Origin of the sequence: Novipirellula artificiosorum, assembly GCF_007860135.1 — a bacterium.
In the GTDB taxonomy this organism is placed as follows: Bacteria; Planctomycetota; Planctomycetia; order Pirellulales; family Pirellulaceae; genus Novipirellula_A; species Novipirellula_A artificiosorum.
The window spans coordinates 158,976-180,237 of record NZ_SJPV01000004.1 but is presented as its reverse complement, the minus strand read 5'-3'; the positions used below and the strand labels follow the sequence as shown (position 1 = coordinate 180,237).

Genomic DNA, 21,262 nt, shown 5'->3' with positions numbered 1-21,262 from the left:
ATCTCGTTCTTTTCAAAAGGGGGAAGCGATACTCGGGTATGTTCGCGCCTTCAGGTAGCGGGACACAGCACGCTGCGATCAAGATTGCTGCATATGGGGAGGGAGACCGTCCAGGCATCGATGCGGGCGGAGAACATCCCGCTGGCCTGCTGCTACAGAACGTGGCCTACTGGGAAGTCAACGGATTGGAAATCACCAATACCGATGGAACGGACGAGGACCAGGGGAATTTGTTCGGTATCCGCGTCCTCGTGAAAGGCGTCGAAGGTATCTACCATCACATTTACATTGACGATTGCTTCATCCACGATGTCAATGGTTTGGTAGCGGGGAAGAAACGAGGAGGGATTCATGTTCACGTGGAGGACTGTGAGGCGACGAAATTCCATGACCTTCGTCTGACAAACAACCGAATTGTCCGAGTCGGCGGCGTCGGGATTGGCAATTCCTCGTCCTGCGGCCGCGTCGAGTTCCAAGCAGATCGTACTATCTCGCATCACCTCTGGACCAAGGTTTATGTGGCCGGCAATTTCATTGACTCGACCGGACGCAACAACGTCATTGCTCGCGTCAGCAAGGACGCCGTCTACGAACACAATACGCTTGCCAACAGCAGTCGATGCGACACAGGGCACAGCATCTTCTGCTTTAACACTGACGGAATCAAAATCCAATACAACGAGGCGTACGGGAATCTTGGAGAAGAAGGTCAGGATCGCGGTGGCTACGATGCCGACTACAACTGCGTCAATACCTTCATTCAGTACAACTACAGTCACGACAACATGTGGTTTTGCGGAATCATGAAGCGACGCAACCGCAACGTTGTCATTCGGTACAACATCAGCCAAAATGACAAAAAGGGGATCTACTTCTACGGGTTCGAAAGGAACCGGGAAGCCGAGAACGTGCACATCTACAACAATACTCATTTCATTCGTAAAGGCCTCGATGTTTGTGTCTTCCCCGAAGATCGCACTCCCCTTAACTCGGTTTTCGAGAACAACCTTTTCTATTTCGAAGATCAAGGAGCGTGGGGGAAAAATGCAGAAGGCATCAACACGTCCTTTCGAAACAATCTGTACTTCAATCTTCCGGTGCCCTCAGCGGATCCCAATCCGATCGTGGCCGATCCACTCTTTCGCCAACCCGGCTTGGCGGGAACGAACATCAATCTGAAGTCGATGGCTTCGTTGCGGGGTTACCGTCTTCGACTCGCATCACCCTGCATCGATGCTGGAGTTCCGATCATGGCTAACGGCGGGAAGGACCTGTTGGGGACCCCGTTGCAAGGGGACAAAACCGCCATCGGCGCATTGGAACCGATTCGGTGACAGGGGGGTGGAAGAACCAAGGCACTCCGGAGGGCTAGCAGCAATCCTGATGCATGAAACGCTTCCGCTAAATCGAGCAATAGAGTATCACGCTGAATCGGGGCGTATTGAATGCCCAGTCAACCTAGACGGAGTCAAATATGAATCGACGCTTGCTTATCGTTATGGCTATTTTGAGTCTTGGGGCGGGTAAAGTCGTTGCGGAACAAGAACCGCTCAAAGTGTACATTCTGGTTGGCCAATCCAACATGCAGGGGCACGCCCAGATTCGCACGTTTGAACACATCGGCATGGATCCAAAAACGGCTCCGCTTCTTCTCGAGATGCAGGGAGAGGACGGCATGCCAAAAGTCTGTGATCGGGTTTGGATCTCTTACCTATCGAGCGGGGGCGAGAAACAGGGGCGACTGAGCGCCGGTTTCGGCGCGGATTCCAACAAGATCGGCCCCGAGTTCACTTTTGGCATCACCATGCAGAAGATCCTGGACGAGCCGATCCTGATTATCAAAACCGCTTGGGGTGGCAAGAGCCTGCATACCGATTTTCGACCACCGAGCGCTGGACCCTATCAATTCAATGAGACTCAGATCGAGCAGTTCACGAAGCAAGGCAAGGATCTTGAGGCCATCAAAGCCGACAAGCTGATCGCAACCGGTCACTACTACCGCCAAACGATCGACCACGTAAAGAAGGTCCTGGCGGATATCAAGCAAGTCTACCCCGACTACGATCCCCGCCAAGGCTATGACCTGGCGGGCTTGGTTTGGTTTCAGGGTTGGAACGACATGGTCGATCGCGGTACCTATCCAACTCGAGATCAACCGGGCGGTTACGACCAGTACAGCGAAGTGCTGGCCCATTTCATCCGCGATGTTCGAAAAGAGCTGTCGTCGGAAACACTGCCGGTCGTGATTGGCGTGATGGGGGCAGGAGGCCCCGTGGAGCAATATTTGCCCGATCAGCAGCGTTACGCATCAACCCATCGCAATTTCCGCATCGCCATGGCCAAGGTGGCTGGATTGCCGGAATTTGAGGGAAACGTTGCCAACGTGCTGACCGAGGCCTATTGGGATCAAGAACTGACCCGGCTGCGGGCAAGGGAAGCAGCGATCAAGCAAAAATTAAAACAGTCCTTATCGGACCGCGAACTCAGTCGCGAGGAGAGCAAAGCGGCTGAAGAAGAGGCATTCGCAGAGGCGTTTACAGACCGAGAACGAAAAGTGTTGGAAACGGGAGTTTCCAACGCTGAGTTTCACTACCTGGGGTCCGCGAAGATTATGGCTCAAATCGGCAAAGGTTTTGCCGAGGCGTTGGCTGATATGAAAACAAATTAGATGACCCTATTCTCCGACGTTCTCAGCGCCGCTTTGGAGGTGACCGGGGGCACGACGCATAAATCGAAAGGCAAACAGAATGAAGTTGCAAGTCGCGTTGACGATCCTGTTCGGCGGTTTTGTCGCGGGGAGCCCGCTTTTCGCCGATTCAGCACAGATCAAGAACGTACTGTTCATCATTTCCGATGATCTCAAGGCAAGTGTACTGGGCTGTTATGGTGACCAAGTTTGTCAGACACCGAACCTTGATAAGCTTGCCAGTCGCGGGATGGTCTTCAACCACGCATACTGTCAGGGAACATGGTGTGCACCGAGTCGTCAATCATTCATGTTCAGCAGGTACCAAGGCAAAGGAGATCTCAACCTCGGTCAGCATTTCAAAGAACAGGGTTACTACAGTGCGCGAGTCGGCAAGATTTATCACATGCGGGTTCCGGGCGACATTATTGCCGGTACAGACGGGGAGGATGTTGCTTCTTCATGGACCGAAAGATTCAATTCCTCCGGCCAGGAAGCTCACACACCTGGCGATTACGCTTGCCTGAATCTCAATATTTTCACTGACGAACTCGAGGGTCGCCAGTCGACCAAAATGCCACATCGGATGTTTGTCTCAGTGGAATATGATGGTGATGGCTCGGATCAACCCGATCACAAATCTGCCACCAAAGCGATCGAGTTGCTGCAACAACACAAGGAGGATCCCTTTTTCCTGGCGGTCGGTCTTGTACGTCCGCATTATCCCATGGTGGCTCCGCGGCAATACTTTGAGCCGTATCCATGGCAACAAATCCAGATGCCTCCGTCGGTCGAAAACGACTTGGACGACATCCCGAAATTGGGTTGGGCAGGCACGCGCAATGCCGTCAATGAAATTGGAAAACACCCCGAGAATCAGAAACGTATGTGGACAGCCTATTATGCGGCTGTGACCTTCATGGACGAGCAGGTGGGACGGATTCTCGATGAACTCGATCGACTGGGGCTGCGCGACAATACGGCAATCGTTTTCACGAGCGATCATGGCTATCACCTCGGCGAGCATACTTTCTGGCAGAAATCGAATCTTCACGAAGAAGTGTTGCGCGTGCCGATGATCATGTCGGTTCCTGGCTTGAAGCCTGGACGAACGAACGCGATGGTTGAATTGACCGACATCTATCCAACGCTTTCCGAGTTAGCGGGATTGGAAATACCAGAGGAGGTTCAAGGAAAGAGTCTGGTCCCTGTCTTGAAGGATCCTGACAAGACCGTTCGAAAGGCAGCGATTTCGATTCATAACGGCTTGGCAATCCGAACTGCGAAATGGGCATACATTCGATACAACGATAGCTCGCAAGAGCTGTACGACATGGAACAGGATCCCAGCCAATTCACGAACGTTGTTTCTGCGGTTGAAAATCGTGAAATTGTAAGCGAGTTGGATGGCATGATGAATCAGATTTCGAAGCAAAAGGACATCCAAATTGGCAAGAAAAAATAGTCCTTTGTTGACTGTTTGTCATTTGCCTCCTCAGCAGAATCTGTAGAGCCTCGAAGACAAGCTGGCGGTCTTGAGAGGCATGCTCGCGAGAAATAGAAATGGGAAGGCTGGTGATACCGATTGGAGTCAAATGATCCGCTCGACTCGGCATGGCTCCGTCAAGCGGAGGCTGGCTTTGCTGCGGAGCAACCAGCCTTGAGATAACGGAACCAGAAATGGTGTCGATGAGCCAAAATTGAATCTGGCTGATGCACTAGCTTCGGGAAAAGCTAAGGCCTCCGTTGGTTGCGCCTTCTAGCTTGAAGGTGAAGTTGTTGTCGCTTCCGGTCCACGTTCCCGTCATTTGTTGGAGGTCGTTGGATCGCACCAAGGTCAGTTGACTGTTTTCAAGGCGGAATTGACCACTGAAACTACTGGATTTGCCCTCTTTTGTCGCGGTCCATTCGAAGCTGCCGTCGTCGTTCAGAGTCAGGTCAACGGATTGGTTTCCTGGCAAACTAACTTTCCAACTGCCGACATGGGTGCCGACGGGCTGTGATTCAGCTGCGGTGAACTCAGGGATCTGCGACGAGGTGGTTGCCGCGGGTTCGGTCGCTGCGTTACTCAACGACGCCAACATCTGCAACGCGGACACTTCGGCGGATGGATTCGATGGTGTCGCGGTTGCAGCCGGACTCGACGTCAAGGCGACCGATCGTCCTGAGGACGGGCTAACAGGTGACGTTTGCTGCGGCTGCGAACTCGCTCGTACGGGTTGAACTGCTTGCGTTTGAGCCGACGGTGTTGGAGCCGGCTGGAATGGTGAGGGTGCGTTTTGCACGGTAACCGATTGAAAACTTGCTTGTGAAGTGGGTTGAGCGTAGATCGGCTGCGGGTACGAAGGTTGTGAGTAACTTGGCTGATGGTAGGACGGCTGCGAGTAAGACGGCCGTGAATACGAGGGACGCGAGACGGACCGGCGAAAAACGCCGCCTCCGCCACCGCCACATGCTTGTGCGGACGGGATACCGAAAGTGGTCATGGAAGTGACGGCCGTTAAAGCGACGACGATGTTTTTCAATGAACGTTGCATGGCTTGGAGTCCTGATGGTTAGTAGTAAGTGAGTTGCGGCGAGTCACGGTGTTCTGTCATCGCCTTCTAAGACACCAAGCGAAAGTCCAACCCGGGTGTTACAAAATTTCCACAGAAATTCTCTTCTGCAACTTCGAACCTATCCGAAAAGGGGTCTGACCCTCTCTTGGTCTGAGCGTATCGGTAGCGATTCCATTGGAAAACAACGAGTTCTTGAGCAATCGAAACGTCGGTCGACAAAGGGTCAGACCCCCTTTCGGATAGGTTCTTATTGGCAAAATGGCACTACGTCTGACAAAGCACTTCCTCGCGATGGCCGGAGGGAACTGGCCCCACTTCCCTACTTGGCCAGCCAGGAGGCCAAAGTTTCCTTGGCTGTTTTTTCCTCGGTCTTGGGATTCAATTCCTTGTTCATCGCTGACGCGATACGAGCAACATATTCAATCGTTCCCTCCAGAGCCTCATCGGGAGCCGTGGCATCAAGCTTGGCGACAAAAATCACCAAATGTTCACCCGAGTCATTCTTTTCAACTGCCCACGATCCAATCTTGGTCGCTGAACTTTGGCGTAGCAGCCGCATCATCAACTCCGAGGTCGGTGCTTCCTTGGAAACCGAAACCAAAGACCAGATTTTCCGGACATCCGCTCGCTTGAAATACTCGGTATCCTTGGCCACGAAGACCACTTGCGACTTGCCACTGGACAGCGGCTGCTCGATTTCATAGTGACCCGTCGTGTGCTTTTTGTGCTTGATGTTCGCAGAATCGAGCAATTGCTTGGTGGGAAGCGGCGCCTGTTTCCAGTTGCTGCTCAGGAACGATTTGATTTCCGTGACGTCGACACAGTAGCTAACCAGGGCATTTTGCGGCGAAAAGGACTGGGCGATCGCGATCAGTTTGCCTTCGCCGTCGACCACGGGCCCACCACTGTCGCCCGGCTTGATGGGGCTTTGGATCTCGACGGCATGGAACTCGTGCTCGCCATGGTTTGACTTAAATTTCTTGTCGTAGACCGATCGAACGGTGCCCGAGCTGTTGACCCACAACACATCGCTGCCCCCTGGATTGCCGATCACGTCGACGGCAGAACCTGTTTTGGTGCTCGATTCCGCCAACTCAATCACCTTGGCTCGCTCGGGGACCTTGGGCAGCTGGATCAAAGCGAGGTCCAATTTGCGGTCAATTGCGACCACTTTGCCCGGTTGAGCGAGTTTCAGCACGTTATCGAGATAGTGTTTCCGTTTGACTTTCGGCAAGTCGTTGACGAGGTCAGGAAAAAAAACTACTGCGGAGCGACTGTCGCCGACAACATGTGCGTTGGTCAAAATGAGTCGTTTTTCTTTGTCAACGAAGACGCCGGTTCCCGTGGACGTTTCGTCATCGGCATCGCTGGTGATGATCCACACCGTCGACTTCAGCGTTTGTGAGTACTTATCCGCATCGGCTCGAGCGCTCTGCGTCGGCATGGCGAAAAAGGTCAACGCAAAAAGGCCGCAGAACGCTGGCGAAAGTATCCGTTTTGAAAGACGAGTGCTCATCGAATCACCTTGGAGTGTTTGTTCGGACAGGGTTGGGTTCTCTTATTCAAAGCGGAAAAGGGGCGAAAGTGTTACAGACGGCTATTTGGCTTTCTTGAAATCCAAATTCACCGCAGCGTTTCCCTTCGCATCGATTACCGACAGCCGGAATTTGTCGGCCGAGGAATTTGAGACCTGGCAATTGAGCGTCGTCTTGTCGTCACCTGCCAAAGTCAAGTTGTTTCCCGATCGCGACGCTTTTCCTTTCGATACGGTCGATTTACCGGATTTGAGATGGACCAACTGAAAACGGGCGTCTGAACTAATCTGGATTGCGAATGCTTCGCCACCGGGAAGCGAGGCTGACCAGGATCCCACGAGGGAAAACCACGTGTTTTCCTGACTGGAGTTGGTTTTCGGGGAGCTAGCCGCGTCACGTTCCTGCTTCGTCGGTGACCAAAGCTTGGCGTTTTGATCGGCGAAGTTCGCCCGCTTGAGCACGGCCGTTTTTAGATCGGTCGCCGTTAGCCCGCGATTGTCAAACGACCATCGCAATTGGATTCTTTTGGATTCTGGCTCGTAGGCGAAGAACGCGCCGCTGGCGGCATCACCCGCGGTCAGCAGTTGCAGGAGCGTTTCCTTGTCCAGGGGCTGGTTTTCATCGACCTTGGCAAGCGACATTTCACAGCCGATTCGATCTTGATCCACGTTCACGGTCATCGACACGGGAAACAGCCATCCGGCATGTTTCAGCTGAAATTTCGCCTTATTGTCAACCGCCTTCGCGTCGAACCCCGCAGCCGTCAAGGTTCGCACCAGTAACGCCGTGCTGGTGATTCGTCCGATTCGTTGGTCCTTGTCGATCACCGCAACCTGTTTCACGGTTTCGATGTTTTTCTCGAACACCGATTCCATGGCGACTTGTGAGAACAGGCTGTCGTCGGCGCGAACGGAAACGATGGGGCTCAGCAATGTGATCAAAACGGCGGTGAAAAGTTGGAAACGCACGGGCACACCTTTGGATGTTTTAAGTTCATTCACTCAGTAAGGAATCGCGTGACACGCACGCGTTACTGTTAATCCCAAGCGAAAAGGGGGCTTGGATGTTACGCAGCGAGAAAGCCAAAAACCTTTTCCGATTTTTCCGTAACACCTTGGCGAATCGTTCGCTTGGCCTGTTAGTCAAGCAGACACGGCAGCGAAAGAGGGACAACGGCAGACCTCTCGCTTGCTTCTATTCCAATCCTCTGCCAAACACTTGGAGAACAGTACAATGTTGAATCGAATCCTCTTCGCAGTTGCCCCAATGATCTTGGTCGCCAGCTCGGTTGTCGCTGAGGACAATCTGTTGTCAAGAATCGCAAACATGGAGCTGAGTGACTCGGTCGCCGCGGTCGACGACCGTGACGATCTTGGTCAGGCTGATGTCGAATCCTTATTGAACGAGGGTGAAGAATCGAGTGGTGAAGAGGCAATTGCAGCTTGCTTCCGCCGCATCGGCTACGGCTATCGCCACAGCGGCTACCGCAGCTATCACAGCTACTACCGCCCTTGCTACAACACCTCCTACAGCTACGGCTACAACTTCTCGTCATCGTACTACCCACGCTACCACAGCTACGCTCCGTGCTATAGCCACTACACACCGGTTTACACCAGCTACTGGGGATGCTGGTAACCGAGTATTTGCGAAACCACCCAACGATCCATCTCTCAAGCCCGGCCACCCGAGTGCAATCGCGGTTGCCGGGCTTTTTTCACCGGAAAACAAAACTCCTTTCAAAAGGCAACGTCATGAACCGTTCCATTCTTCGTCTCGTCGTCCTCACCGTTGGGCTATCCATTGGCATCTCGTCACAGGCTCATTCACAACAAGTCAATGCCTCCCAACTCTTTGGGAACGTTACCCGCTGTGATCACGTGATCGACCTGATCGTCCAGCATGGTGTCAACAACTGTTTCAATCGATCGTCCTCGCTGCTGCAGACCACGCCCTATGGGGCATTCGAGATCCAAAGCCAGGAATGGGGTGATCTCGAAATCATCAGCGTGAACCAATTGGCGAGTAGCGATTCCAATTGCGGGCCAACCTTCGCGGTGGTCATCCAAAACCAAAGCACACGAAGCGTTTCCAACTTTCACGTCTCCGCAGTCGCCGTTCTCGGTCGAATCGGCCCCACCTCCCCCAACGTGACGACGAAAGTGGACTGCATCAAAGCGGGCGAAGCAACCGAAGTCCACCTGCCACTTCCAATCGACGCACTCGCGATGGGCAATCACAACGGGCAACCCGTCGGTTTTCAGCGATTGGTCATCGCGATCGACAGCTATGATGAACTGTTGGAAACCGATGAAGCGAACAACGTGAAAGCGTACGAAGCGGCTGCGATCACGATCGTCGCGACAGGATCGGAGCCATCGATTGAGGCCGTTACGGACGTCATTGACACGGTTCAAACGCAACCGCAACCAAGTGTTCCTCTGACGACGTCGCCTCCAATCGCTACAGCTGTGGTCGAGGCAACACCCGACGAACTTCGCTCGGCAATCAAAATGCTTGACACGGTCACCGCGGTCAGCGCTGCTGCCAATCGGATGTGAGCCCTGTAACCTGAAAAAGGTGCAGGCCTTGACGGTGATACGAAACGCAGGCCGACGGCCTGCAAATGACCTTGAAATTCGAGAACGCGTGCTTAGGAATCAACCTCACCGGGAACCGACGATCCTTTCCTGGATAAGACCGTTGCCATCATACGCCACGCGTTGACGATCACACGGTAGGCGAAAAAGGAAGCGAGCAGTCCAAGTAAGGCGGCTCCGATCACGGTCAAACGAAAGCCCTGAGAAGCGGTTTCGCTCAAAATCATGAGCGTCGCACCGAGTAGTGGAATGACGGCTGCGATCAACAAATAGTATTCGCAGCGACGCTCCATTTGTTTCGCACGCTGATCAAATTCGCGGTCCTGCATCGTAGCGCTCAAACAAAGCGGATAAAACACGCGTGTCGACAACCACGCCATACCAAAAAAGGGATAGATCATCGCCACACCGCCACAAATCATTGACGAGAGGACGAAATGCACAGCCTGTGTCCATACAAACTCGTGAAACAGCGTCGCCATGACAAGCGAAAACACGATGCCCGACACCAACCAGAGCGAGCCACTTAATCTCGCCGCACGATGCCCCAGTTCCAACACTTCGCCTAAGTCGGCGGAATCGACTCGTACGCCGCGTCTTGCTGCGTCCACTGCACGAACGATGCGTCGCGAATACCAAATCACAGCACAGGCGGCAAACGGAAAAACCGTCAGGTTGACGAACCAAGAGACTCGTTGAAGTCCATCACGCATTCCCTCGGTCGACATCACGTGTTGGTAGTTGTATTCGTAGTTAAGAATTCCGGCGGCCATGTTCGGAAGCAAAATGACGGTCGACGCAATCACCCAAGGAGGCCATTTCGCGACCCAGGCACTGAACGAGTTCTCAGCGGGATCAAACAACGCAGCCGCTTCGGGATGAAGAGACAACCGCAATCGCCCCGCCATTTCGTCGCCATCGACAAAGCGTTCTTCAGGTGAATGCGATAAAGCCTTGCGCAAGACCTTTTCCAACACTCGTTCCGATGCATTGCCGGATTGCCGTGGAGCGTTCAACGGTTTGCTGCGTGATAACAATTGCGATTGCACCGCATCGCTCCACGATACCGCGTGACGATCACAATCAAACGGCCGCTCACCTTGCCATAGTTCCCAAAGCAGAATCGCGAGCGAGTACAGGTCGGCGCGTTCTCGAACATTCTCTGGTTGATCAAGTGCTGAGGCACTGATTGCGCGCAAATGCTCAGGCGCCATATAGCCGATCGATCCACCGAAGGAAGCTGCCGCGCCCGCACGGCCAGCGGCTCCAGCGAAGCTGACATTAAAATCGGCCAACTGAGGGATGCACTCTGCGGTCAACAAGACGTTTGCCGGCTTGACGTCGCGATGGAGAACACCGTGACGATGCGCTTCACCAAGCGCCTTTGCCATCTGGACTCCCATCCAAGAAACGACCGCTGGCCACGAAGCGGATCGAATCCATTGTCGAACCAAGGACCGCTCGGGGACCGCCTGAGCGGCTCGTAACAGATTCTTGTCAACGGCATCCACCAATAATCGACTATCACATTGCCCGTCTTGGCAGTCTCGGGCGGCATAAACCACATCGGACAAGGTGCCGCCGGGATGGTACTGCATGTAGAGCAGATGCAGATCTTGTCCCAGCTCCGTTCGCTGGTCAAACACACGAACGATATTGGGATGGTCGAACTGGGCAAGGGCTTGCGATTCGTCGCCACCGCCACGAGAAATTTTCAATGCGACAAGACGGTGCATGGAAACTTGGCGTGCCAAATAGACATGGGCGAACGCACCTTGCCCAAGTTTTTGTATCAGCAAAAAGTCGTCAATCTGGCTGCCGATGGGAAGCTCAGGCGGTACCGAACGCGTTCGAACGGCCCCGGTCACTTCCGCCGAATCGAGTAGCGGACGCAGCAGCTCTGCGAATTGTGGGAACCGTTCACAATAGTCAGCGTGGGAGCAAGCCTGTCCTGCATCCTTACGCAATTGGATTTCTTCCATGACTAAATCGAGCGGCACCGTGGCAACCGATAAACCGTTGGGCATGGCTTCGGTGTAATCCTCAATCCGCTCGATCACGCCCGCATCGGCCGCCAGTGCCATGTTTAGCTTGATCAGCTCGATCAGAATAAAGTGCTGAGTATCCGGGTTGGACGCGGGTAACCTGTCTTGCAGCCGCGATCGCTCCCCACAATGCCCGTCCCGTGCCAAGCCTTCCAACGCCATTTCGAGGAGCGCATCGGTACTCGCTTCGGTATCGAACTTCGCCTTTTCTGAGGAAACAACCGGTTCCATCATGTGTGAAGTGGTAAAGGAGGAGACGAGAAAGCGTTCAATCAACAGGTCGGAAGCGACAAGGTTTTGCGAATTCAAGTCTTTACTGTAAGCTGTTAGGGGGATCGGAGCCACCTCCTAATAGGGTATAAATCAATGGACTCAGCGGACCAATCGGATCTCATCGATCGGATTAAAAAGCACGACGCCGACGCGTTGGCAAGTTTCATCGATCTCCATCGCCAGCAATTGATGGGATTTCTCAATTCGATCACGGGTGATCGCCTGCTTAGCGTCGTGGAGTTGGATGACCTCGTTCAAGAGGTCTCCACGGCCGCACTGACCGGATTGAGCACTGCGCCATTGGACCAATACGAACCGATGCAGTGGATTCAACAGATCGCTCGCCGCCGCGTCGTCGACGCTCATCGCTTTCATTTTGGTGCCCAAAGACGGGATGCAGGACGTCAAAAATCAATTCATGCTGATGACAAACAAGGTTCGTCTGCGGTGGGACTTGAGCAAATGCTGGCCGCCAGCATGACATCGCCTAGCGCCGCGTTCAGTCGCGATGTGCGAATGAATCGAATGCAACAGGCGATCGAGGAATTGACGGATGAACAGAAGTCGGCGGTCCGGATGCGATATGCCGAAGGACTACAAACAAAGCAGATTGCAGAAAAACTCGGCAAAACAGATGTCGCGGTGCGTGTTTTGTTATCACGCAGCATGCGGCAATTGGAAAAGCGTCTCGAAGATGTTAAACCCACTCGCCAATAGCAAGGTCGCGCTAGACAGCTGAAAGTGCCCCAATCGGTACGGTACATTGGACGATCGTTCCGCCATCCTCACCTCGTCGGAAACGGAGCACTCCGCCGATCGAGTTGGCTCGATAGTCCATGATTCGCAATCCCATGCCGGACGTGGCCGAGGCGTACTGGTTGGGTACGATCGCATCAAAGCCTCGCCCATTGTCACTCACCTCCAACACAAGGGCATCCAATTTTCTTACAAGGGAAATGCGGATTTCGCTGGCGGAACCGTGCCGCACCGCATTACTGAGTGCCTCTTGGGCGATGCGATACAACTGGGTTGCGACGGTTGTATTGGCCACCGCGATGGCACCCGAACAGTCAAAGCTGCAGCTGACGGTCTGTTGAAGATCGGTCGCCTCGGCGAGGTCGATCAACGCTGACCTCAGACCTTCCGAGTCGAGTTGAACCGGTAAGATGCCATGCGAGAGCTCATGTACATGCCGACTCGCTTCACTCAAACCGTTGGCCAGCCGCGACGCAGCTTCCTGGATTTGCACAAACACCCTGTCCTCAAGGATCCAGGAAACGGGACCTTTGTCCTGGTTCGATTGTGGAACTTGTCTTGATGCTGAGCTCAAGACGCTGACCATTGTCCCGGCGAACAACGACAAGGCGGTCAATTCTTGCTGAGTCCCATCGTGTAATTCTTGCCCGATCCGTCGCTGCTCATTGGTGGCAATTTCCAACACGTGCGATTCCAAATTCTTCCTTGCCGTAATGTCTCGCATCACACCCGTGAAAAGGTCCAAACGATCGACCTGGCTAATCGAAAGGTCGACATGAAACGTCGATCCGTCCTTGCGAACCGCCGTCACTTCGCGACGGTTGCCGATCATCCGTCGCTCTCGTGTCTCGAGGAACCGTTGCAGGTAGCCGTCGTGCTCATCACGCAGTGGAGGTAACATCAACATCGATACATTCTGGCCGACGATCTCGTCGTCGCGGTAGCCAAACATTTTCTCGGTTGCGGGGTTAATGCTATCGATAATCCCCTGGTGATTGATGGTGACAATCGCATCGGGTGCTGTTTCCAAAATTGCACGCATGCGTTTTTCGCTTTCTTGCAATTGCCTTTCCAATCGATTCCGCTCGGTAACATCCCGGTGGGTCGCGACCACGGTTGTCTCCGCTGCATCCTCGCCCTTCGAAACGGTCATCGAAACGTCTAAAATGCGTCCATCCTTCGCTCGATGTCGCGTTTCGAACGATTCTGATGATTCCCCAGCCGAGATTCGATGGATCGCTGCCAAAGTTGCATCCATTTGCCCATCAGGAACCAGGTCGCAAGCATTCATGGTCATCGCTTCGGATTCGCTGTAGCCATACATCTTTTCGGCACCGCGATTCCACGACGTAATACGCCCATCCATCGCTTGCATGGTGACAGCATCGTTGGAGTCATGAAGTGCAATGGACAACAGCCGCGATTGTCGCTCGGCCACGACTCGGTCGGTGAGATCCAAAAACGTAATCACCACGCCGCCGATCCGATTGTCGCCCGTCCGGTAGGGCAAAATACGGCGCAGGTAGGACTGCGACGAGTCCGTCTGAACCTCACGTACCATTGGGGCCAGGTTCGTCAGGACTTGCTGGCACTCTTGGTGCATGGAGCGATCCGAAAAGGGGTGTGCGATATCAGCAAGCGGACGCCCCACGTCGGTAGGCAACAGATTGAACAACGGAATCACAGGCGGAGTGAAGCGTTCAATCTGCAGGTCGTTGTTTAGAAAGATCGTGGCGATATCGGTACTCGCCATCAAGTTGGTGATGTCGGCGTTGGTCTTGTCGAGTTCACTAACCTTATCAACAAGTTGATTATTGACGGTACTCAATTCCTCGTTCAACGACTGCAGTTCTTCTTTCGAGGTTTCGAGTTCTTCGTTGGCAGACTGAAGTTCCTCATTCATCGACATGATTTCTTCGTTCGATGCTTTCAGTTCCTCATTCGCGCTTTCCATCTCCTCAATCGTGCTTTGCAGATCCTCACGCGTCGACTTCAACTCAAGTTCAAGTTGTTGGACCAGTGGTGTTTCATCAACAAACACGCTCCTCATTCCCGTCGACTGATCCTCATTTGGGACGGGCGAGTTCAATGCATCGCCACTGGTTTGAACAGGGTCGGGCCTAAGATCTTCAAACGTGACCAGCATCAATCCTTCAGCTTGTTTCGGTTCCGTCAAGGGACGCACTGCGATGGTGCAATGTACATACCCTCCGTTACGTTTAACGCGTGCGCAGCAATCGGCAACCGGTTCGTTGCTGCGAATCGATTGGTTGCAGATCGCACGGATCTTTGTCCGCAATCCTGATCTTGCCATCGCCAACAGATCTTTGGAAAGTTCGCCCATTGGAAATTCGAGATAGTCGACCAACGGGCCAGCGACATACAGAATTTCGAAACGCCGGTTGATCAACACGGTGGCCGGCGCAAACTCGCTGAGGATCAGCTTTTCCGCCAACTCCTTGAAACTTTTACGTTGTCCCGAAGTGGCCGGATGATGTGCGACCTCGCGCAATCGATCCTGGCGACGCACGAGTGGTATCTCAATCAAGTCTCGACGCTGGGGTCCGATTCGTCGAAACAGACGCCACTTTTTTGACACCGTCACGAACATGTCAACGGCCCGTCCAATCGTCTCGGAGGGCCCCAGCAGCAAATGCCCATCTTCGGCCAGCGCGAAGTGAAACAGCGCGATCAACTTTTGCTGAATTTGCGGTTCAAGGTAGATTAGGAAATTGCGACAGGAAATCAGATGGAGCTTCGAAAAGGGTGGATCGCTGATCAAGTTTTGCTGCGAGAAGACAATCGACTCGCGAAGCCGCTTATTGATTTGGAAGCGCTGGTCATCCACCTTGACAAAGAATCGTTTGAGTCGCTCGGCCGAGACATCGATCGCAATACTTTTAGGATAAATACCGCTCCGCGCTACTTCGATGGAATCCTCGTCGATGTCACTGGCAAAGATCTGAACATTGCAAGGTATATCATTCGCCGCAAAGCCTTCGAAAAACAGCATCGCAATCGAATAGGCTTCTTCGCCCGTCGCACAGCTGGGAACCCAAACACGGATCGGGAATTCACCCGTTTGACGGGCGATCATCGCTGGGATCACTTCTTTCTCAAGGACTTCAAACGCTTCCGGATCGCGAAAGAATGCCGTCACTCCGATCAACAGATCCTTGTACAACGCCGTGACTTCTTCCGGCCGATCTCGCAACAGAGCCAAGTAGTCATCCAATTTAGCGATGTGACACAATCCCATGCGGCGTAGGACACGGCGCAGGATCATCGCTTTGCGATAATTTCGAAAATCGTACTTAGAACGTGTCCGCAAAACGTTTAAAACCCGAGCCAGTTGCTCCGCTTCCTCTTGCGAGGAAGCCAACATCTTCTGGCTGCGTTTGAGATACGGTTGTGCGATATACTTGACCAACGCCGTGGCCATTTGGTCGGGCGGCAAAACGCAATCCGGCAACCCCGTTGCGATCGCGCTGAGAGGCATTTGGTTGTACTCGGCCGATTCAGGCGATTGAACCACGACCATTCCACCCATCAATTTGATTTCGCGAATGCCGGGTGTTCCATGACTGCCGGTGCCCGAGAGGACAATGCCTATCGCTCGTTCCCGTTGGTCCGCAGCCAACGATTTTAGAAAGCAATCGATCGCCGTTTGCCACCCACCCCGCTCCGGTGGATCGATCAGTTGCAAGACACCATGGGAAATGGTCAGGAAACGATTGGGTGGAATGACGTACACGCGGTTCACCTCGACGGTCATGCCGTCTTCGGCTTCAACCACCGGCATCGACGTTTGGGTCGACAGCAGTTCGACCATCAAGCTTTCATGCGTGGGATCCAGATGCGGAATCAAGACAAACGCCATCCCATTGTCAGCCGGCATCGGCTTCAGGAATTGTTTGAACGCTGCAAGCCCACCTGCCGAAGCACCGATTCCAACGATCGGAAAGCAATCTGCGACCGAGTCAGCTTCCGGATTCTTCGTATTGCTTTGCGTGTCCGTTCTGTTTTTTTTCTTCTTGGCCATGTCTACCGCGTTGTTCTCAGAGGGAAGCGTAGCATTGCCGCCTCATTTGTCGCGCGGCGACGAGGTTGGGCAGCGAGTGCCGAGGGAACTCTGTTTCCCGAAAAAATCGGCAGATTCCAAGTGTTCAGGCAGTCTAGCAGATTGCGACCAACCGCGAATCACTAGGCCCATCGTTTCTTGATTGCATCAGGCGCAATCGCAAGACGAGTAAGCTCTGATACTTGGGGCAATGGGCTTCTTGAACAAACGTCAAACGAGCAATTGACCCACCTTGGGTCGCCGCACTATTCTGAATCTCATCCAGGCCGAGATTCTTCAAGGGGCTTCGCGGTGCCGTCGGCGCGTCGTTTTCTTGAGCGCAGCGGTTAAACGGATAACGAAACCGCTTCATCAACCGTCAGAGATGACCCTGTGCCGTAGTTTTTTTGAGCATCGTTGCTGCCTGGGCGATCACCAGCTTTATCGCCAACGCCGTTGAATCCATTGGAAATACAAAATCATGAACACAAGCTACTTCCTGCGTCGTATAGTTGGTGCCCTCTTCTTTGCGACCGCATGGTGGATCTGCTTGCCAACGGACACATCGGCTGCCAAGCCGCGTCTTGTTGTGATGACCGACATTGGTGGGGACCCAGATGACGAACAGTCGATCGTCCGCTTTCTGCTCTACGCCTGTGATCTCGATGTCGAAGGCTTGTGTACCGGGTTCGGGCACGGACATTACAAGGTCACGCACCCCGAGCTACTACACAAGGCGGTGGACGCCTACGGACAGGTGTTGCCCAATCTACTCCAGCACCGCGAAGATTTCCCGTCGCACGATCAGTTGAAGAAGCTGATCAAAGACGGCTCGAACGGTGACCCCCACACGGTCGGTCCTGGACGAGACTCGGAGGCATCGGAGTGGATCATTCGCGTGTTGGACCGTGATGATCCTCGGCCGGTGTGGTTCTCAATCTGGGGCGGACCGCGTGAACTTGCTCAAGCCATCTGGAAGGTGCAAAACACACGTACCGCTGAGCAACTGGCGGCCTTCAAACGCAAGATTCGTGTTCACTCGATCGCTGACCAAGATCACACGGCCGAATGGATTAAGAAGAATCATCCGGACATCTTTTGGATTTATTCTGACGGCCAGTTTCGTGGTATCTGGAAGGAGGGGGACCAGACAATCGTTGCGCCCCAATGGCTTGAGCAAAACGTCCGCACCGCGCATGGCGCATTGGGGCCAATTTATCCGGCCAAGGCGGCTGGCAAGGTTGGCGTCAAGGAAGGAGATACGCCTTCATTCTTCTATGTGCTGCCCGATGGTTTGAGCGATCCCGAGCATCCTGGATGGGGCAACTGGGGTGGCCGCTTCGAGCGTAGCGGGAGTGGGATGGAATTCACGAGTGCCAGCGATCTTCGCGAACATGTGCCGGATGTGCTCTACCCTGTCCACCGCTGGCGTGATGCCTTTCAAAATTCGTTTGCGGCCCGCATGGACTGGTGCGTCTCCTCGTTCAGAAACGCGAATCACGAACCGATTGCAGTGCTCAATGGCGACCAGACTGGCCGCGTGCTGCAAATCGAGAGCGATGCCAATCAGGACGTCCGACTCTCCGCCGTCGGCTCTTCCGATCCGGACGGACACGCCCTGCAATTCCGCTGGTGGAATTATGTCGAAGCCGGGAGCCACTGGCTCGCTGCGCCCCTTCAGGGTTCCGAAACCGCCGAGACCGTTATCACAATTCCCAGCAACGCATCGGGCCAGACGATTCATGTGATCCTGGAAGTGACCGATCGAGGTGAGCCAGCGCTGACCTCCTATCGCCGCGCGATCTTGAACGTGGGCGGTGAGCCGATCGAGCCGCCTCCCGGCGTCTGGCTATCGTCTGCCGAAGTCGTACCACCGCTCACTGAGTTCATCCCCGCTCCCGATGGGCCGTGGGTTTTCCAACGAGCGGTTAACGTTAATGGGCCACCCGTTCAGATCGACGGTCGGCAGTGGCAAGGTGAGGATTCGCGGAATTTTGATTGCAATGGCAAGGCACTGGTGACGAAAGATGTCAAGCCTCAACCAGCCGTTGATGCCGATCACACAACGATGTTGACCTCTTTCCGTTTCAGTCGGGATTTGGAGGTATCGTTCAACCGCTTGCCGGTGGGAACGTACGCCGTGTTTGTGCATGTCTTCGAGGACAATCATTCGGAGCAACTCGACTTTTTCCTGGAACGCCACCCGGTGACACGCAACTACGCCAGCGGCACAGCTGGCCACTGGAACCGCCTCGGCCCCTGGGTCGCTCGCGTGGCCGACGGTAACATCGTACTGACCAGTGATGGCGGCGCGGCAAACCTCGCCGGTATCGAGTTGTGGAAACTCAACGAAACAGCTGATGGAAAAGATTAGCGAGGACTTGCTTCTACGGTTCGTTATTGAGTCGACTCGGGAGTGAGAACCAACAGCCGCACGCTGTGTCCCGGCATGTCAATCGTCAGCTGCACGGCACCATCCGCAACCGACAAAGGTTCTTTCTGCTGCAGTTCGGCTGGCCTGGCCCGTTGAACGTAGGTAGACCGGTTGCTCGCCAGGATCTTGCTCGCGGCGGATCCAAAACGCAGCGCCACGTTGCCGCCGTAGAGAGGCGAATCGGGCAACGGCAAAATACCCGCCTGCTCGCAATCCGCGTACAACTGGTGCGCAAACACGCCGTGATCCTTGTCGATTCCCCACTGCGAGACGGTCCACTTATCGCCGGTCGCTAGACGTTTGGCTTTCAAGGTGAGATCGATCTGTTCAGGAATCGAGGGTGTGCGCCAGGGGCGGTGGTTGTAGAGCAAGATGTAGTAGCTGCCATCCTTAATACATCCCAGTGCGCCTGCTCGCGCGGCACCGTCCGCCGCAACCGTCACCGACAACCGCTGCCCACCTTGCATGCGCTGCAACATTGCAATCACAGAGGTTCGCGGATGCAAGATGCCAGCGGTTGCTTGAGCCCACTCGTGAACTTGCGGGACGTCTAGCTCGTAAACTTGGTCCGCGATGGCGGCATACCAACTGGCGCCCCACTCGGTGATGTCGCCACTGTACAATCGGCGTCCGTGCTCATCCTGCAAAATGGCGAACTCGGCAATCGACACGGGCAAGTTGGACAGCTTTGGATAGCGTGCCAGCCGGTCTCGCATCCGCTGGATCGCCACATCCAGCGAGTCGATGGATTTTCCAACGGCACCATACCAGGAGCACTCGAGAAAACAAATTCGGGTGCCGACCTTTCCCGTCCAGGTATTCGTTCCCGTCGCACAGTGATCCACGATGTCCAAGCCCCACGGCTTCTGCCCGGCCCCGTTCACTCGATCTGCGTGAGCCGGATTAAGAACGTTACCGGGCCCGATCTCTACGTTGGGCAATACCGAGCATACCGCATCGACCGTGCAATCGTAGTGATGTAAGTACTCCTCTTTTGTGCCCTGCCAGTGCCCAGGATACAGATCGGGCTCGGTGCCAACACGAAACCTCCACTCCGAGACGGTCTCGACGCCGAATGCATCGACCATCGCTGTTACCGCTTGCCGCACGTACTCATGCCAAACCTTCAGATCTCTCGCGGGCCTCGTATTGCCGTATTTAGCCAATGCTCCCGGCTCGCTCATTGCCGTAGGGATATTGTCCAACACAATGCGCGGCGTGTATCCGGCATCTTGGATTCCACGCAGGTACTGAACCATTCCAGAGAATTCGCAGTCCAATTTGCCATTCTTATCAACGCCCTTAAACCACTCGTTCCGACCATCTTGTCGCCCACCGAGGAGTCTTACGCAATTCACATACTTCATAAACGGCTTGTCGCGCCGCGCGATTTCCTCGTATCGCGGGTCCGCAAACATGTGCTGGCTGGTGTAGTTGCAAATGGACCAAAAATTGTGGCACTCACCCACCGCGCTGTCGCCGTCCACGATGATCTTGCGTTGGCCGGGTTGGAGTTCCCGGGGCAGGGCAAACGAAGTGGAGAGGCTGATCCGTTCGATCAAGCCTTGCCAAGCTTGGCCCTGCCGGCGAACTCCCACATATCCGGTTTTCGGCCATGGGTCGATCAAACGCCCGGTCTGGCGGCCGACAAGCCTGCCATCCAAATCCAGATAGAAATTGACCGACTGGCCGTCGGCTTGCCAGCGGAACGTTGCGGTGTGCCAAGACTCGGCCTCCCAACGTGCGGGCTCGGTACAGTTGATTGCGGCATAGTGCTCCTCACCAGCCTTGTAGACTGCGGTCATTCGACCGCCCGTGACGAACAAGGTCACATGAACGTTGGATCGGTCGCCAACATGAAAAAGTGTTCCACGTGTTTCGATCGGCCAATCAGACGAAACCTGAAACCGAACGCTCACGGTCCCCGATTTCGCGCTCAACGACGATGAAAGTGGAACAGTGATTCCTTCGTTCTGGAACCGCAACGCTCTGGAATTGCCGACCTGCACGCTGTCGACAGCCTGCCCGACGCGTATGCCCAGCGGTGTTTGTTCCAGACAAGTTGCGTCGATCGTCAGGTCGCCGTGGACGCGACGTACCGGCAGCCCAACGCCACACAGCATCACCCCCAAAAGCAGCCAAGTGGGCAGAACGCTTGTTTGCCGGTGTCTCATCGGTGAGGATCCGTTTCGAAATAGGAGTGCATTTCGGTGTCAACGAGTCCAGGTCTGCGGGGAAAGCTGTTTGCCTCGCATCGTGAACCTCCGTGAAGGACAATCTTACCAAAGTCGCAGGAAATTCGGATGACCCCTTGG

General features: G+C 54.4%; 13 protein-coding genes. 7 read left to right on the top strand and 6 right to left on the bottom strand.

Annotated features, from left to right (window positions below; all coding sequences use genetic code 11):
* The first annotated feature begins 38 nt into the window (after window positions 1-38).
* The 3 genes from Poly41_RS13195 to Poly41_RS13185 all read left to right on the top strand — a co-directional run bounded on the left by Poly41_RS13195 (window position 39) and on the right by Poly41_RS13185 (window position 4,151).
* On the top strand, window positions 39-1,334 hold the full coding sequence (locus Poly41_RS13195) for a right-handed parallel beta-helix repeat-containing protein (protein ID WP_231615638.1): 1,296 nt from the start codon (window positions 39-41) through the stop codon (window positions 1,332-1,334).
* Between the two features lie 140 nt (window positions 1,335-1,474).
* A complete protein-coding gene (locus Poly41_RS13190; RefSeq protein WP_146526654.1) occupies window positions 1,475-2,668 on the top strand; it encodes a sialate O-acetylesterase in 1,194 nt (397 codons plus the stop codon).
* A 79-nt stretch (window positions 2,669-2,747) separates the two neighbouring features.
* Window positions 2,748-4,151: a sulfatase gene (locus Poly41_RS13185; protein WP_146526653.1), complete on the top strand. Its 1,404-nt coding sequence runs from the start codon at window positions 2,748-2,750 to the stop codon at window positions 4,149-4,151.
* A gap of 253 nt (window positions 4,152-4,404) precedes the next feature.
* Here the strand turns inward: Poly41_RS13185 and Poly41_RS13180 are convergent, their stop codons facing one another.
* From Poly41_RS13180 to Poly41_RS13170, 3 genes are all read right to left on the bottom strand, one after another.
* Window positions 4,405-5,223: a hypothetical protein gene (locus tag Poly41_RS13180; RefSeq protein ID WP_146526652.1), complete on the bottom strand. Its 819-nt coding sequence runs from the start codon at window positions 5,221-5,223 to the stop codon at window positions 4,405-4,407.
* Window positions 5,224-5,563: 340 nt separating this feature from the next.
* Entirely contained in the window at window positions 5,564-6,760 is a 1,197-nt protein-coding gene (locus Poly41_RS13175) for a S1 family peptidase (RefSeq protein ID WP_146526651.1), read from the bottom strand.
* Between the two features lie 81 nt (window positions 6,761-6,841).
* Window positions 6,842-7,747, bottom strand: a complete 906-nt coding sequence (locus Poly41_RS13170; protein ID WP_231615637.1) for a type III secretion system chaperone — start codon at window positions 7,745-7,747, stop codon at window positions 6,842-6,844.
* A 265-nt stretch (window positions 7,748-8,012) separates the two neighbouring features.
* Here Poly41_RS13170 and Poly41_RS13165 point away from each other — a divergent pair, with 265 nt between their 5' ends.
* Window positions 8,013-8,417 carry a hypothetical protein gene (locus tag Poly41_RS13165; RefSeq protein WP_146526650.1) on the top strand — a complete coding sequence of 135 codons (405 nt, stop codon included), beginning with the start codon at window positions 8,013-8,015 and terminating at the stop codon, window positions 8,415-8,417.
* A gap of 116 nt (window positions 8,418-8,533) precedes the next feature.
* Window positions 8,534-9,340 carry a hypothetical protein gene (locus Poly41_RS13160; RefSeq protein WP_146526649.1) on the top strand — a complete coding sequence of 269 codons (807 nt, stop codon included), beginning with the start codon at window positions 8,534-8,536 and terminating at the stop codon, window positions 9,338-9,340.
* 92 nt (window positions 9,341-9,432) lie between these two features.
* Here Poly41_RS13160 and Poly41_RS13155 read toward each other — a convergent pair whose 3' ends face one another.
* A complete protein-coding gene (locus Poly41_RS13155) occupies window positions 9,433-11,733 on the bottom strand; it encodes a serine/threonine protein kinase (protein WP_231615636.1) in 2,301 nt (766 codons plus the stop codon).
* A gap of 57 nt (window positions 11,734-11,790) precedes the next feature.
* Here Poly41_RS13155 and Poly41_RS13150 point away from each other — a divergent pair, with 57 nt between their 5' ends.
* Window positions 11,791-12,414, top strand: a complete 624-nt coding sequence (locus Poly41_RS13150) for an RNA polymerase sigma factor (RefSeq protein ID WP_146526648.1) — start codon at window positions 11,791-11,793, stop codon at window positions 12,412-12,414.
* A gap of 10 nt (window positions 12,415-12,424) precedes the next feature.
* Here Poly41_RS13150 and Poly41_RS13145 read toward each other — a convergent pair whose 3' ends face one another.
* Entirely contained in the window at window positions 12,425-16,495 is a 4,071-nt protein-coding gene (locus tag Poly41_RS13145) for a PAS domain S-box protein (protein ID WP_146526647.1), read from the bottom strand.
* 499 nt (window positions 16,496-16,994) lie between these two features.
* On the opposite strand from Poly41_RS13145, the gene Poly41_RS13140 reads away from it, so the two are divergent.
* Window positions 16,995-18,887, top strand: coding sequence for a DUF1593 domain-containing protein (locus tag Poly41_RS13140; protein ID WP_146526646.1), 1,893 nt, complete (start codon window positions 16,995-16,997; stop codon window positions 18,885-18,887).
* 23 nt (window positions 18,888-18,910) lie between these two features.
* Here the strand turns inward: Poly41_RS13140 and Poly41_RS13135 are convergent, their stop codons facing one another.
* Window positions 18,911-21,121, bottom strand: a complete 2,211-nt coding sequence (locus Poly41_RS13135) for a GH39 family glycosyl hydrolase (RefSeq protein WP_146526645.1) — start codon at window positions 21,119-21,121, stop codon at window positions 18,911-18,913.
* Window positions 21,122-21,262: the final 141 nt, after the last annotated feature.

Excerpts from the sequence above, each read along its gene's own strand:
- Poly41_RS13195 (WP_231615638.1), top strand. The coding sequence starts at position 39 with ATGTTCGCGCCTTCAGGTAGCGGGACACAGCACGCTGCGATCAAGATT.
- Poly41_RS13190 (WP_146526654.1), top strand. The coding sequence starts at position 1,475 with ATGAATCGACGCTTGCTTATCGTTATGGCTATTTTGAGTCTTGGGGCG.
- Poly41_RS13185 (WP_146526653.1), top strand. The coding sequence starts at position 2,748 with ATGAAGTTGCAAGTCGCGTTGACGATCCTGTTCGGCGGTTTTGTCGCG.
- Poly41_RS13180 (WP_146526652.1), bottom strand. The coding sequence starts at position 5,223 with ATGCAACGTTCATTGAAAAACATCGTCGTCGCTTTAACGGCCGTCACT.
- Poly41_RS13175 (WP_146526651.1), bottom strand. The coding sequence starts at position 6,760 with ATGAGCACTCGTCTTTCAAAACGGATACTTTCGCCAGCGTTCTGCGGC.
- Poly41_RS13165 (WP_146526650.1), top strand. The coding sequence starts at position 8,013 with ATGTTGAATCGAATCCTCTTCGCAGTTGCCCCAATGATCTTGGTCGCC.
- Poly41_RS13160 (WP_146526649.1), top strand. The coding sequence starts at position 8,534 with ATGAACCGTTCCATTCTTCGTCTCGTCGTCCTCACCGTTGGGCTATCC.
- Poly41_RS13150 (WP_146526648.1), top strand. The coding sequence starts at position 11,791 with ATGGACTCAGCGGACCAATCGGATCTCATCGATCGGATTAAAAAGCAC.
- Poly41_RS13145 (WP_146526647.1), bottom strand. The coding sequence starts at position 16,495 with ATGGCCAAGAAGAAAAAAAACAGAACGGACACGCAAAGCAATACGAAG.
- Poly41_RS13140 (WP_146526646.1), top strand. The coding sequence starts at position 16,995 with ATGAACACAAGCTACTTCCTGCGTCGTATAGTTGGTGCCCTCTTCTTT.
- Poly41_RS13135 (WP_146526645.1), bottom strand. The coding sequence starts at position 21,121 with ATGAGACACCGGCAAACAAGCGTTCTGCCCACTTGGCTGCTTTTGGGG.